Source organism: Monashia sp. HAY1-2A (genome assembly GCF_056755315.1).
The window spans coordinates 1-234 of the sequence record NZ_JBNDHY010000805.1 but is presented as its reverse complement, the minus strand read 5'-3'; the positions used below and the strand labels follow the sequence as shown (position 1 = coordinate 234).

Annotated in this window: 1 pseudogene; it reads right to left on the bottom strand. The window is 66.7% G+C overall.

Going from position 1 to position 234, the window contains the following annotated elements:
* Positions 1-226: pseudogene (locus ACPYOM_RS23995) on the bottom strand (ABC transporter substrate-binding protein); the annotation flags it as partial.
* Positions 227-234: the final 8 nt, after the last annotated feature.

The following is a 234-nucleotide window of genomic DNA, read 5'->3' as shown; positions in this document are numbered from 1 at the left end:
CGTCGACCGCCGGCTTGCCCGCGGCCTGACAGTCGTCGGAGATCTGCGGCAGGTACTTCTCGGCCTGGGTCGAGCCGGTCACCACCGCGATCTTGTGTCCGCACAGCGTCATCTGGTCCGTGATGCTCAGCTTGAGCGGGTTGCCCTTGGCGATCACCAGCGAGGACCCGGCCGACCAGTAGGTGACCATGTCCAGCACCTTGAGCCGCTCCGGGGTCGGGCTCATGTTCGTCG